We start from the raw sequence: 13,259 nt of genomic DNA, 5'->3' as shown, positions 1-13,259 counted from the left end.
AGCGGCTTTTGGGCATAAAGCAGACATGAAAGGCGACAAGGTAGAGATCGTCATCGACGCGGGCGACAGCTCGCGTACCTACGAAGTCGTCGCCACCAAGGCGGGCCGCCGGGTCGAGGTGTCCAACCGCCGAGGTGGCGTGGTCGAGGTGAGCGAGGTCACCCGTAGCGGTACGGCCGTGCGCACCGCCCGGTTCATGTCCAGCCGGGTCCTGGCGCTGGTCGAGCACCCGGCCGACGGCGAGCCCGACTAGACCGGGGCGGGGCGGACCTGGAGCACGCCGTCGCGGCGGATCCGCGTCTCGAAGGACGGCTGCGGGGCGGTGGCGGGGCCGTGCGCGACCGTCCCGTCCGACAGCCGGAAGGTGCTCCCGTGCCAGGGGCACACCACGCAGGCGGAGCCGTCCTTGGAGATCAGGCGCCCCTGGTGCAGCGGTCCGGCGAGGTGGGAGCAGCCGTCGGCGAGCACGGTGACCCCCTCGCCGATCCGCAGGACGAACAGGTCGATGTAGCCCAGCCGCCTGGCCACCGGACGCCCGTCCGGCAGGTCCTTGAGCTCGCACAGGTCGTGCCAGCCCAGCGGGACCAGGTGGGCCACCGACTCGGCGTGGTTGGCCCCGGCCGCCTGACGGTAGGCCAGGTGACCGCCGAGCTGGCCGCCCAGCCCGGCGGCGCCGAGCGCCGCGAACGACAGCAGCCGGCCGCGCCGGTCGTCGCCCGCGATCCGCAGTGCCAGCGAGCCGGCGTAGAGCCCCAGCGCGGTCAGGTTGGCGATCGCGTGCACGAACCCGACCCGCTGCTGCTCGCGGTGGAGCGCCGACCAGTCGGTGATCCCCGCCGCGGCCGCGGGGAGCGCCGTGGCGATCCCGGTGGTGAGCACCGCCCGCGTCGCACGCGGGTCGGCGTGGGCCAGGTCGAGCACCGCCGTCGCCACCCAGCAGCCGAGGCTGACGGTGACGAGCGGCGGGTGAAGGGGTTTGCCGGTGGGAACCCCGTGCAGCAGGTCACGCAGCCGCCCCGGGCCGAGCCGTCGGCGCACGGCCTTGGCCAGGATATGGATCGGCCGATCCATTCTGGTTGACCGCTCGATCCGGCCGGTGAGGTCGACCGGGGGTACCAGATGCTTGAAGCTTCGGCGTTTCGTTTTGACGGTTTCCTTCACAGTCGCCCCCTTATCAACCCATAAGGACCTACCCGCGAACAGGGTTATGCACGCGCCAAATGCCCCCGGCTGACGGAGAGCTCGATGATCTCGGTGGCGTAGGCCCCCAGCGTCGCCGATCCCTCCTCGATGATTTTCACCTTCTCCAGCACCTGCCCGGCCGTCACCTTGTAGAGCGACCAGGTGCCACCCTCGTTGTGGTGGTTGGCCATGATCGGCGCGATCCTGTCGAGGGCCTTGGCGAACCTGGCCTCGGGGGTCTTGCGTTCCTCGAACTCGTCCCACAGCGCGCGCAGCCGCGCCGACTGGTCCTCGGGCAGCAGCCCGAAGATCCGGTCGGCGGCCTTGCGCTCGATGCCGAGCTGGGCCTCGACGGCGTGGGCGTCGTAGATGAACGTGTCTCCGGCGTCGATCTCGACGATGTCATGGACGAGCAACATCGCGACGACCTTGTCCAGGTCGGTGCCCGGCGGGGCGTGCTCGGCCAAGACCATCGCCAGCATGCCCACGTACCACGAATGCTCGGCGTCGTTCTCCCGCCGCGACCCGTCCATCAGGGTGTTGCGGCGGAGGATGCGTCTGAGCTTGTCGATCTCCATGGCGAAGGCGAGCTGAGCGTGCAGGCGGTCCTGTTCTGGAGGGGTGGTCACCTGCGCAAGCCTAATGCGCGCCGATCCCCCTTTTCCGAACGATCATGTGATCAGGCGGGGCTGAGCGTGACCGGGACCCCGTTGAACACGGCGTTTCCCGAAGGGATGTCGACCACGGAGTCGTCGGTCAACGTGTTCGCGTTGACCCCCGCGTGTTCCGCCGCGACCAGTTGCGCGGTCCCGGAGTGGCCCCAGCCGTGGGGCAGGCTCACCACCCCCGGCATGATCGTTTCAGTGGGTTCCAGCGGCACCACGAGCTCCCCGCCCGCCGAGCGGACGAGCGCGTGGCCGTCGAGACCGAGCCTGGTCACGTCCTCCGGGTTGATCTGCAACGTGCACCGGTTGCTCCCGCCGACCAGCGGCCCCACGTTGTGCAGCCAGCTGTTGTTGGAGCGCAGGTGACGCCGCCCGATCAGCACCATCTCCGCCGGCCGTACGGCCAGCCGCCCGCGCAGCCGCGCGAGATCCTCCACCAGGGGCGGCGGAGCCAGCTCCACCCGCCCGGAGGCCGTGCACAGCACCTCCGCCAGCCGGGGCTCCAGCGGGCCCAGGTCGACGCCGTGCGGATTGGCGAGGAGCTTGGCCAGCGACAGGCCGTAGGGGCCGAGCCTGAGCATGGCGTCCAGCCGGCGCTCGGCCCCGGTGGTCCCGTCCAGCGAGGCGCGCAGCTCGGCCACCTCGCAGCCCTCCACCGGCGAGCCGGGCGTCTCGACGGCCTTGCGGAACATCTGGTCGAGGATCATCTCGTCGAGCAGGTCCGGATCGGCGTCCGCCCCCTGCCCCGAGGCGATCATCGTCAGCCGTGCCAGGATCTCGGCCTCCGACGGCCGTCCCGGCTCCGGTGGCAGGACCGGCGGGGAGAACCGGGCGTAGTTGCGCACCGCGACGAACAGCAGCGACAGGTCGTAGTGCGGCGTCCGCATCACGGGCGGCGGCGGCAGGATGACGTTCGCGTGCCGGGTCGTCTCGTTCAGGTAGGGGTCCACGCAGACCATGAAGTCCAGGTCGCGGAAGGCCCGGTCCAGCCGGGGCCCGTTCGGCGCCGACAGCACCGGGTTGCCCGCCACCGTGACCAGCGCCCTGACCTGCCCCTCGCCCGGGGTCTCGATCTCGTCGGCGAGGGTGGCCACCGGCAGCTCGCCGTTCGCCTCGGGCAGCGCGCGGACGCGGCTGTGCCAGCGTCCCGTGGTGTACGGCCTGCGCCTGCGGCCGTTCTCGACGGCGGTCTTGGCGAACATGACCCCGCCGGGGCGGTCGAAGTTGCCGGTCAGGATGTTGACCACGTCGACCAGCCACTGCGCGACGGTGCCGAACTCGGCGGTGCAGGTGCCGATGCGCGCGTAGACGGCGGCCGTGGGGGCGGCGGCCAGCTCGCGGGCCAGCCGGGCGATCTCCCCGGCCGGCACCCCGCACACCTGGGCCACGGTCTCCGGGGCGAAATCCATCGCCAGCCGCCTGACCTCCTCCAGGCCGTCGGCCTCGACGCCGACCGCGGTGAGGTTCTCCACGAAGAGGGTGTGCACGATGCCGAGCAGCAGGTAGGCGTCGGTGCCGGGCCGTACGAACAGGTGCTCGTCGGCGAGGGCGGCGGTGCGGGTCCGGCGCGGGTCGACGACCACGAGCTTGCCGCCCCGCGCGCGCAGCGCCTTGAGGCGGCCGGGGAAGTCCGGGGCGGTGCAGAGCGAGCCGTTGGACTCCACCGGGTTGGCGCCGAGCATCAGCAGGTAGCCGGTGCGGTCCAGATCGGGCACCGCGATGGCCATCGGGTCGCCGAACATGAGGCCGCAGGAGACGTGTTTGGGCATCTGGTCGGCGCTGCTGGCGGAGAAGACGTTGCGGGTGCCGAGCGCGCGGATCAGCGGCGGGCCGTACAGGGCGCCGGCCATGGAGTGGGCGTTCGGATTGCCGAGGTAGACGGCCAGGGCCTGGCGGCCGTGGGCGTCGATGACGTTCTTGAGGCCCTGGTCGACGGCCTGGAACGCCTCCTCCCAGGTGGCCTCGCGCCACTCGCCGCCCTTGCGGACCATCGGGACGCGCAGCCGGTCGGGGTCCTCGTCGAGGCGGCCCAGGCTCGCGCCCTTGGGGCAGACGAACCCCTTGGAGAACGGGTCGTCCGGGTCGCCCTTGACCGACGTGACGTGCCCGGTGTCGTCGAGTGTGAGCCGCAGGCCGCAGACGGCCTCGCAGAGGGGACAGGTCCGGTGCGCGGTTCTCATCGGCACTCCTGAGTTCGTCGACTGAACTCATCATGGCCCGCCCCGGAGGCGCGGGGAAGCGGCCCGGAGGATTTCGGTGATCCTCCGGTCTGCTCCCGGACGGGCCCTGGCGGGGACGGGGCCGTCCCCGCCGCCGACAGGGCCGGCCCTGGGGCCAGGACGCTCCGCGGCCGGACTGCCCGGAGCCTCACCCGCACGGCGCGCGGCTCAGAACCGGACTGCCCGGAGCCTCACCCGCACGGCGCGCGGCTCAGAAGTAGTAGGGGAACCGGGACCAGTCGGGCGCGCGTTTCTCCAGGAACGAGTCCCGGCCCTCGACGGCCTCGTCCTGCATGTACGCCAGGCGCGTCGTCTCGCCGGCGAACAGCTGCTGGCCGACCAGGCCGTCGTCGATCATGTTGAACGCGTATTTGAGCATCCGCTGGGCGGTCGGCGACTTACCGTTGATCTTCCACGCCCACTCCAGCGCGGTCGCCTCCAGCTCCGCATGGGGGACGACGGCGTTCACCGCCCCCATCGCGTGCATCTGGTCCGCCGAATACTCCTCGCCGAGGAAGAAGATCTCCCGCGCGAACTTCTGGCCCACCTGACGCGCCAGGTACGCCGAGCCGTAGCCGCCGTCGAACGACCCCACGTCGGCGTCGGTCTGCTTGAACCGGGCATGCTCGGCCGAGGCCAGGGTGAGGTCGCACACCACATGCAGCGAATGCCCGCCCCCCGCGGCCCAGCCCGGCACGACCGCGACGACCACCTTCGGCATGAACCGGATCAGCCGCTGCACCTCAAGAATGTGCAGCCTGCCCGCCCGCGCCGGGTCGACGGTGTCGGAGGTGTCGCCATCGGCGTACTGATACCCCGACCGTCCGCGGATGCGCTGGTCGCCACCGGAGCAGAAGGCCCAGCCGCCGTCCTTCGGGGAGGGTCCGTTACCGGTGAGCAGCACGCAGCCCACGTCGGAACTCATCCGCGCGTGGTCGAGCGCGCGGTACAGCTCGTCCACCGTGTGCGGGCGGAACGCGTTGCGGACCTCCGGACGGTCGAACGCGACGCGCACGACCCGCTTGCCGGAACGGGTCTCGGACGAGCGGTGGTAAGTGATGTCGGTGAAATCAAAGCCCTCGATCTCGGTCCAGGCGGCCGGATCGAACAGCTCGGAAACGTCAGCGTCTGGCATATCCGCAGGATAGTGGCCGCCGATCACGCCTTCCGAACCCGGAACCCCGGCCACCACGCCGCCGGACACACGTGTCCGGCGGCGCGGTGGCGAGTGGTGGCGGGAGGGCGAGACGGCAGGAGGGCGAGGCCGCCTCGCCCTCCTGCCCGATCGGACTAGCCGGCGACGCCGAGGCCCTGGGCGACGCCCTGGCCCAGGTCCTTGTGGACGTTGGTCCAGTACTCCACGACGCGCTTCTTCATCTCGGCCGTGACCTCGGGGGCCGAGGCGTGGCCGACGACATTGCTCACCAGGTGGGAGCGGTCGGTGTCGGACAGGACGTTCTCCCACAGGGCGCGGGGCTGGACGTAGTCGTCGTCCTCGCGGTGCAGGGTGTAGGCGGAGCGGATGATCTCGCCGCTCACCTGGTAGTTCTCGCCTTCGAACAGTGCCGGGTCGGCGGCCGGGCCACCCACCGTGTTCGGGGCGTAGACCGGGTCGGCGGGGTTGGCGAAGGTCATCTGGCCGTCCTTGTTGTAGCTGTGGACGGGCGACAGCGGCCTGTTGATCGGCAACTGCAGGTAGTTGGCGCCGATGCGGTAGCGGTGGGCGTCGGGGTAGGAGAACAGCCGGCCCTGGAGCATCTTGTCCGGGGACGGGCCGATGCCCGGCACCAGGTTGGCGGGCTCGAAGCTCGCCTGCTCCACCTCGGCGAAGTAGTTGTCCGGGTTCCGGTTCAGGACGAACTTGCCGATCGTGATCTCGGGGTAGTCGGAGTGCGGCCACACCTTGGTCAGGTCGAACGGGTTGAACCGGTAGTCGGCGGCGTCCTCGAACGGCATGACCTGCACGTTCACGGTCCAGGACGGGTGGTCGCCGTTGTTGATCGCGGTGTGCAGGTCACGGATGTGGTAGTCCGCGTCCTGCGCGATGACCGCGCCGGCCTCGGCGTCGGTGAAGTTCTTGATGCCCTGGTCGGTCTTGAAGTGGTACTTGATCCAGAACTTCTCGCCGGCGGCGTTGTACCACAGGAAGGTGTGCGAGCCGAAGCCGTGCACGTGGCGCCAGGACGCCGGGGTGCCGCGGTCGGTCATCAGGAAGGTGACCTGGTGGGCGGTCTCCGGCGAGAGCGTCCAGAAGTCCCACTGCATGTTGTGGTCGCGCAGGTTGGTGTCGGCGCGGCGCTTCTGGCTGTGGATGAAGTCGGAGAACTTCTGCGGGTCGCGGATGAAGAAGATCGGCGTGTTGTTGCCGACGATGTCGTAGTTGCCCTCTTCGGTGTAGAACTTGATCGCGAAGCCGCGCGGGTCACGCTGGGTGTCCGGGCTGCCGAGCTCGCCGGCCACCGAGGAGAAGCGCAGGAAGAGCGGGGTCTCCTTGCCCTTCTGGAACAGCCCGGCCTTGGTGAACTGGCTGACGTCCTCGGTGATCTGAAGGACGCCGTGCGCGCCGCCGCCCTTGGCGTGGACCACCCGCTCGGGCACGCGCTCCCGGTTGAAGTGCGCCATCTTCTGGATCAGGTAGTGGTCCTGCAGCAGCAGGGGCCCGTTCGGGCCGACCGACTGCGAGTGCTCGTCACTCGGAGCGGGGATGCCCGCATCGGTCGTGGTGATGGGCTTGGTGCTCATACGCGGTCCTCCGGTGGTTCTCTTCATCGAGCGTCTTCGGAACGACAGTCGGGGCACAGGCCCCAGTAGATGACGTCCGCCTCGTCGACCAGATAGCCGGCATCCGACGCGGGGGCCAGGCAGGGAGCGTGCCCGACGGCACAGTCCACGTCCGTGACCTTTCCGCACTGCCGGCAGACGAGGTGGTGATGGTTGTCGCCGACCCGTGTCTCGTATCGGGCGGGGCTGCCCGCGGGTTCGATCCGCCGGAGCAGTCCGCCGCGCTGCAGCGCGTGCAGGGAGTCGTAGACGGCTTGCAGGGAGACCTGACCGACCCGATCCCGCACACCGCGATGGACGGCGTCCACGTCCAGGTGGTCGCCCTCCCGCACGGTCTGCATGATCGCCAAGCGGGCCGCGGTCACCCGCAGGCCTGCCTTCCGGAGCCGGTCTTCGTCCCCCATAGGCACACGTTATGCCCTAAACCGGAACGATTCAACTAAACGAGTCATCCAAGTTTGGGAGAATCGGATGTCCAACGGCCAAGTTGTGCCGCTTAAGGCCGATCAGGTGACATCCTCGGATACCGATGGACACGTATATTCCTCGCCGCCTCGGTGTGGCCACCGCAATCGCCCTCTCCTGCGTGCTCGTGTCGGCGTGCTCGAGCGCCGAATCCTCCGCCCAGGGCTCCACGCCGGACGTCGTGGAGAAGCCGACCGCCTCCGGCGAGCCCGCGCCCACGCCCACCCCCGAACGCAGGCCGTACACCATCTCCTTCGGAGGTGACGTGCACTTCGAGGGGGTGCTGAGGTCCCGGCTGGACGCCGACCCGCGGACCGCGCTCGGCCCCATCGCCAAGGTGCTCAGCCGCTCCGACCTCGCGATGGTCAACCTGGAGACCGCGATCACCACCGGCGGCACCAAGGCGCCGGGCAAGCAGTACACCTTCCGGGCCCCCGCCTCCGCGCTGACCGCGCTGAAGGCGGCCGGGGTGGACGTCGCGTCCATGGCCAACAACCACGGCATGGACTACATGGAGAGCGGGCTGGCCGACTCGCTGGCCGCGATCAGGCGCTCGAAGTTCCCGATCGTGGGTGTGGGCAGGAACGAGGCCGAGGCGTACAAGCCGTGGCGGACGACCGTGAACGGCAACCGCGTCGCCGTCATCGGCGCCACCCAGGTGCTGGACTCGGAGTTCATCCAGGCGTGGACGGCCGCCGGTGACAAGGGCGGGCTGGCCTCGGCCAAGAACGAGGCGCGGCTGATCCAGGAGGTGCGCCGGGCGCGGAGGAACTCCGACACGGTGATCGTCCACCTGCACTGGGGCACCGAGCTGCAGAGATGCCCGAACGAGGCCCAGCGCGGCCTGGCGCCCAAGCTGGTCGCGGCCGGGGCCGACGTCGTCGTGGGCGGCCACGCGCACATCCTGCTCGGCGGCGGCTACCTGAAGAACGGCTACGTCAACTACGGCATGGGCAACTTCGCCTTCTACAACTCGGGTCCGGAGACCGGCAGGACCGGCGTGCTCACCCTGACGATCAACGGCCGCAAGGTGCTCAAGGACCAGTGGACCCCGGCCACCATCCAAGGCGGCGTGCCGGTCCCGCTCACCGGCGCGAGTCGGCAGCAGGCCGTGACCGGCTGGAAGGCGCTGCGCGGCTGCACCGGCCTGGCGGCCAAGCCGGGCCAGGGAGATCCGGGCCAGAACGGCTAGTGTTTGGACTATCCGTCCAACAGGAGGCCGCAGTGCGATGGGTCAGGTCCGGTGACGTACGGCTGGCGCTGTTCGAGGAGGGAGACCCGGCCGCTCCCACGGTCCTGCTGCTGCACGGCTACCCCGACACGCACCGGGTCTGGGACGAGGTCGCCGCCCTGTTGCGGGACCGTTTCCACGTGGTCCGCTACGACGTCCGGGGGGCCGGGCGGTCCGGCGCCCCGCGCGACGGCGGGGACTACGCCTACGACCACCTGGCCGCCGACATGGCGGCCGTCCTCGATGCGGTGGGCAAGCCGGGCGTGCATCTCGTGGGGCACGACTGGGGCTCCATCCAGGGCTGGGAGCTGATCGGCCGGCCGGAGATCAAGGAGCGCGTCACCTCCTTCACCTCCTTCGGAGGCCCCGGGCTGGACCAGGCCGCCCACTTCCTGCGGCACGGCCGGCGGATCGAGGTCGCCGGGCAGCTCCTGCGGTCCTGGTACATCGGGGTGTTCCAGGCCCCGGTGGCGCCCGAACTGGCCTGGCGCACCGTGATGCCGGGCGTCCTGGAGCGGACCATGCGGATCTCCGAGGGGATCGCCCCGCGCCCCGGCCATCCGGCGGACACCCTCCGCGAGGACGGTGTGAACGGCCTCGGCCTCTACCGGGCGAACATGTTCACCGCCCGCCGCACGCCCCGCGCCGAGCCCGTCGTCGAGACGCCGGTCCAGCTCATCGAGACCACCCGCGACCCCTTCGTCTCGCCCGCGCTCCTGGCCTCCCTGCACCCCTGGGTGCCGCGCATGTGGCACCGGCGGATCGCCGCGGGGCACTGGGCGCAGCGCAGCCACCCCGAGGTGATCGCCAGGATGATCGCCGAGTTCGCCGAATACGTCGAGCACGCGGAGGGGACCGAGCACGCGAAGGGCGTCGAGGGTACGGAGGCCGAGGGTACGGAGGGCGTCCGGGGAGTGCGGCCGTCCAGGGAGTTGCGCCGTGCCCGGACGGGAGAGCGCGGGCCGTACGAGGACCGGCTGGTGGTGGTCACCGGCGCGGGCGGCGGCATCGGCCGGGCCACCGCGCGGGCCTTCGCCTCGCACGGAGCCGAGGTGATCTGTTCCGACATCGACCTCGACGCCGCCCGGCGCACCGCCGACGGCATCTCCGCGACCTGGCGTACGGCGCACGCCTACCGGGTGGACGTCGCGGACGTCGCGGAGATGGAGCGGTTCGCCCAGCTCGTCCGGGACGAGCATGGCGTGCCCGACATCGTGGTCAACAACGCCGGCATCGCGGTCGCCGGCCCGTTCCTCGACCACTCGGTCGACGACTGGCGGCGGACCCTGGACGTGAACCTGTGGGGCGTCATCCACGGCTGCCGGCTGTTCGCCGCCCAGATGGTCGAGCGCGGCGAGGGCGGCCACATCGTGAACATCGCCTCGCTCGCCGCGTTCGCCCCGAGCAGGGCGCTCCCCGCCTACTCGACGTCGAAGGCGGCGGTGAAGATGCTCAGCGACTGCCTGCGGGCGGAGCTGGCCGGGCAGGGGATCGGGGTCACCGCCGTCTGCCCCGGCTTCGTCTCCACCGGGATCGCGGCCAACGCGACCTATGTGGGCGGCGACGCGGCGACGCGGACGCGCGAGGACGCGGCCGCCAGAGCGGACAGGGCGCTGACCAAGCGGGGATACCCGCCGGAGCGGGTGGCCGCGCACATCCTGCGGGCGGTCCACCGCAACCGGCCGGTCGTCGCGGTGAACGCCGAAGGGAAGATCGGTTACGCGCTCTCGCGGATCTCCCCGGCCGTCATGCGCCGCCTGGCCAGGCTCTCCGGGGCGGCGGAAATCTCGCGATTGCCGAATAGCGACTGACCCGGAGGGGCCGGACGGGCAAGATGGTGGGATGCCCCCCCTGCCTGTCGAGGAGCCCGAAGAGGCTCCGCTGCGGCGTCAGCCCACCCAGAGACGGAGCGCACGGCGCGTCGAAAGGATGCTCGACGCGTGTGCCGACCTGCTGGACGAGGTCGGCTACGACGCGCTCTCCACCACCCGCATCGCCGAACGCGCCGGTGTCGCGATCGGCTCGGTCTACCAGTTCTTCCCCGACAAGCGGGCCATCACCCAGGCGGTCACCCGGCGCCACGTGGAATGCTTCGTCTCCCGGGTCGGGAGGCGCTTCCTGTGGGAGGACTACGCCGGCTGGTGGGACGCGGTCGACGCGATCATCGATGAGTACGTGGAGATGCACAGGACCGTGCCGGGGTTCCGGTCCCTGCACTTCGGCGACGTGGTCGACCTCAACCTGCTCGACGGGATGGCCGACAACAACACGGTGATCGCGGGCAGGCTGCGCGGGCTCCTCCTCCAGGAGTACGGCCTGACCGACAGCGAGGAGCTCGACCTGGCCATCCTCGTGGCGGTCGAGGCCGGGGACGCGGTGCTCAAGCTCGCCTTCCGGCGCGATCCCGCCGGGGCCCCGGAGATCGTGGCCGAGGCCAAGCGCCTGATCCGGGGTTACCTGAACCGTCAGTTCGCCGGCGCCTCGGCCTGATCGGGCCCGGGGTAAGCCTCGGCCTGATCGGAACCGGAGTAAGCCTCGGCCTGATCGGGCCCGGGGTACCCGGTCCCCGAGGGGATCCTCCGGAGAGGCACCGACGGGAGCGGAGCCTCCTCCTCCACCATGCTCCGCTCGGAGATGACGATCTGGTCCCGGGGGTCCGGCCGCCCGGCCTCGCGCCCGACCTTGCGTCCGAACTCGCGTCCGACCTGGCGTCCGGCCTCGTCCCCGTGCTCGGCGAAGGGGCGCCGGTCGCCGCTCCCGCCCTCACCCGGCTGGTCCGGGCCGGGCTCGTCCGGCAGAGGCTCGATCCGCAGCCCTTCGGCCGGCGCGGGGGCCTCGGGGAGAGTCTCGGCGGGCAGCGCCTCGACCGGCACGGGGATGAGCGCGGGGGGCGCGGGCGCCCTCTTCCGCTTCGGCTGGGACAGCGGCGGGATCTCGCAGGGCATCGCCGGGACGGCGATCGTATGGATCTGCGGCTCCTCCGGGACCGGCGCGAGAAGCTGCTCCTCGCGGAACCGGCTCTCCAGGGAGACGAGATCGCGGTAGGCCCGCTGGACGGCGTCCATCTTGGCGGAGAGGTATCCGGCAGACCCCGGGACGAGCACGGAGAGACCGACCAGGAATGTCAGGGTGAAGGTGGTCTGCTTGGACATGCCCATCGCAGCTCCTTCGCACGGTAGCGTCCCCTAGCAGGAGTCGCCTGCCATATGCCCGTTTTCCTGCGAAAACACGCGCACCGTAGCTGACCATTTACATTGAGTTACTTAAGGAATACCTGCCGTTGTGCGGGCGGAGTCGAGCGTCGCTCGGTACTCTCGCGATGTGGCGCATGTGACACATGAGCAGCTTGATCGGCTGCTTGAGCAGGCACTCCTGGCCGACGATCACGAAGACCTCGCCCGGCGGCTCGAAGCGCTGGTAGGGGCATACATATCCGGCGACATCTCGCGGGCGGCGATCCTCGTGCTCGCCGCGGAAGAGTGGCGGCAGGCCGGACAGCCCGCCCGCGCTCTCGACTGCTTCCAGCGGGCGGTGGACGACGGCGGCGAGGTGGGCGTCGATCCCCGGGCCGGAATCGCCGACACCCTCTTCGAGCTCGAACAGCCGGACGAGGGGCGGGAGGTGATCGAGGCGATCCGGGTCGACGGCGAGGTCACCCCGGCCACCGCGCTCACGGTCGCCGAGACCCTGGTCGCCTACGGAGACCTGCGGGAGGCCCACCGCTGGGCCACCGAGGGAGCCCAGGGGGCGGTGGAGGGCAGCGGGGAATACACCGCGTTGCTCCGCACCCGCTACCGGATCAGGGTGGACCTCGGCCTGCCGGAGGACGAGCTCGACGCCCTGCTCGACGCGTCGCACTGACCTCCCGGCCGTGTCGGGACGCGGGCCGTTCCGGGCTGCGGAGCGAGTCCGACAGGCGGGGCCGCGTCCCCCCGGGCGCGGCCCCGCCTGCGCGGACGGTCAGTCGAGTCCGAGCTGCGGGAGCACCTGGTCCAGGGCCGGAAGCTCGGCGGTCTCCTCCGCCACCTCCGACGTCACCTCCGACGTCACCTTCGACGGGGCGGCGTCGGCGGGGGGAGCCACCGGCACCACCGGGACCTCCGGCTCGATCGCGGCGGGGAGGTCCTCCGTCACCGCCTGCACCGAGACCGGCTCCTCCAGCGGCAGCGGCAGCGCCGTGCCGTCGCCGGACAGCGCGCCGGTCGGGTCTGTGAGGCGGGGGACCGACGGGACCTCCGAGACCGGGAACCTGATGAGGTCGGTGCCCGGGGTGCCCGGCAGGCCGGGCAGGTCCGGCGCGGTGGCCAGGGTGCCGGCCGGGGAGTGGCCGGGGAAGCCCGGCATCCCGGAGGGCAGGGCGGGCAGCGCGGGCGTGCCGGTGCCCGCCGCGACGCCGGCCGTGTCGGCGAAGCTGACCACGGCCGAGGCCTGGGAGAGGCCGGGCAGGCCGGCGATCCGCGCGAGCCGTTCCATGGAGGCGGGCCCCTCGCCCCGGGCGGGGACCGTCGTCCTGCCGGCGGTCGCGGACGCCCTGAGGTCGCCCGCCTCGTCGCAGACGGTCGCCACGGACTCCGGCGTCTCCAGCAGCTCCACCATCTCCCGCCCCTGGCAGGACACGCCGCCGGCCGACGCCGGAGCGGCCGCCAGCCAGCTCACACCGGCCGTGAGCGCCGCCACCGCGAGGAGCCCCTGGATGTGCCGTGATGTGTTAGACAT

Annotated in this window: 13 protein-coding genes; 5 read left to right on the top strand and 8 right to left on the bottom strand. The window is 71.2% G+C overall.

Features of this window, described 5'->3' with window-relative positions:
* Positions 1 to 25 precede the first annotated feature (25 nt).
* Positions 26 to 253 (top strand): hypothetical protein, encoded by a 228-nt coding sequence (locus BM085_RS21965; protein ID WP_093888810.1) that lies wholly within the window; start codon positions 26 to 28, stop codon positions 251 to 253.
* Here the strand turns inward: BM085_RS21965 and BM085_RS21960 are convergent.
* From BM085_RS21960 to BM085_RS21935, 6 genes are all read right to left on the bottom strand, one after another.
* A complete protein-coding gene (locus BM085_RS21960) occupies positions 250 to 1,071 on the bottom strand; it encodes a Rieske (2Fe-2S) protein (RefSeq protein WP_245789515.1) in 822 nt (273 codons plus the stop codon). The genes BM085_RS21965 and BM085_RS21960 overlap by 4 nt on opposite strands.
* 134 nt (positions 1,072 to 1,205) lie before the next feature.
* Entirely contained in the window at positions 1,206 to 1,760 is a 555-nt protein-coding gene (locus BM085_RS21955) for an HD domain-containing protein (protein ID WP_245789527.1), read from the bottom strand.
* Between the two features lie 101 nt (positions 1,761 to 1,861).
* The gene (locus tag BM085_RS21950; RefSeq protein ID WP_093888807.1) at positions 1,862 to 4,027 is read right to left on the bottom strand and encodes a molybdopterin-dependent oxidoreductase; all 2,166 of its coding nucleotides are present in this window, start codon (positions 4,025 to 4,027) and stop codon (positions 1,862 to 1,864) included.
* Between the two features lie 250 nt (positions 4,028 to 4,277).
* The gene (locus tag BM085_RS21945) at positions 4,278 to 5,201 is read right to left on the bottom strand and encodes a 1,4-dihydroxy-2-naphthoyl-CoA synthase (protein WP_031169539.1); all 924 of its coding nucleotides are present in this window, start codon (positions 5,199 to 5,201) and stop codon (positions 4,278 to 4,280) included.
* A 155-nt stretch (positions 5,202 to 5,356) separates the two neighbouring features.
* Positions 5,357 to 6,808 carry a catalase gene (locus tag BM085_RS21940; RefSeq protein WP_093888806.1) on the bottom strand — a complete coding sequence of 484 codons (1,452 nt, stop codon included), beginning with the start codon at positions 6,806 to 6,808 and terminating at the stop codon, positions 5,357 to 5,359.
* A gap of 23 nt (positions 6,809 to 6,831) precedes the next feature.
* Complete coding sequence (locus tag BM085_RS21935) at positions 6,832 to 7,251, bottom strand: Fur family transcriptional regulator (protein WP_093888805.1); 420 nt, start codon at positions 7,249 to 7,251, stop codon at positions 6,832 to 6,834.
* Positions 7,252 to 7,376: 125 nt separating this feature from the next.
* Here BM085_RS21935 and BM085_RS21930 point away from each other — a divergent pair, with 125 nt between their 5' ends.
* The 3 genes from BM085_RS21930 to BM085_RS21920 are packed head-to-tail and all read left to right on the top strand — an operon-like array spanning position 7,377 to position 11,033.
* Positions 7,377 to 8,504, top strand: coding sequence for a CapA family protein (locus tag BM085_RS21930; RefSeq protein ID WP_093888804.1), 1,128 nt, complete (start codon positions 7,377 to 7,379; stop codon positions 8,502 to 8,504).
* Between the two features lie 32 nt (positions 8,505 to 8,536).
* Positions 8,537 to 10,354, top strand: a complete 1,818-nt coding sequence (locus BM085_RS21925) for an SDR family oxidoreductase (protein ID WP_093888803.1) — start codon at positions 8,537 to 8,539, stop codon at positions 10,352 to 10,354.
* A gap of 31 nt (positions 10,355 to 10,385) precedes the next feature.
* The gene (locus BM085_RS21920) at positions 10,386 to 11,033 is read left to right on the top strand and encodes a TetR/AcrR family transcriptional regulator (protein WP_093888802.1); all 648 of its coding nucleotides are present in this window, start codon (positions 10,386 to 10,388) and stop codon (positions 11,031 to 11,033) included.
* Here the strand turns inward: BM085_RS21920 and BM085_RS21915 are convergent.
* The gene (locus BM085_RS21915; RefSeq protein ID WP_143121012.1) at positions 11,009 to 11,695 is read right to left on the bottom strand and encodes a hypothetical protein; all 687 of its coding nucleotides are present in this window, start codon (positions 11,693 to 11,695) and stop codon (positions 11,009 to 11,011) included. The genes BM085_RS21920 and BM085_RS21915 overlap by 25 nt on opposite strands.
* Positions 11,696 to 11,864: 169 nt before the next feature.
* On the opposite strand from BM085_RS21915, the gene BM085_RS21910 reads away from it, so the two are divergent.
* Positions 11,865 to 12,404, top strand: coding sequence for a hypothetical protein (locus tag BM085_RS21910; protein ID WP_012887293.1), 540 nt, complete (start codon positions 11,865 to 11,867; stop codon positions 12,402 to 12,404).
* A 99-nt stretch (positions 12,405 to 12,503) separates the two neighbouring features.
* Here the strand turns inward: BM085_RS21910 and BM085_RS21905 are convergent, their stop codons facing one another.
* Positions 12,504 to 13,259: a hypothetical protein gene (locus tag BM085_RS21905; RefSeq protein WP_143121011.1), complete on the bottom strand. Its 756-nt coding sequence runs from the start codon at positions 13,257 to 13,259 to the stop codon at positions 12,504 to 12,506.

This window comes from Streptosporangium canum, from assembly GCF_900113865.1.
Taxonomy (GTDB): domain Bacteria; phylum Actinomycetota; class Actinomycetes; order Streptosporangiales; family Streptosporangiaceae; genus Streptosporangium; species Streptosporangium canum.
The sequence above is the reverse complement of the archived record's forward strand: the minus strand, read 5'-3'. Positions and strand labels throughout refer to the sequence as shown.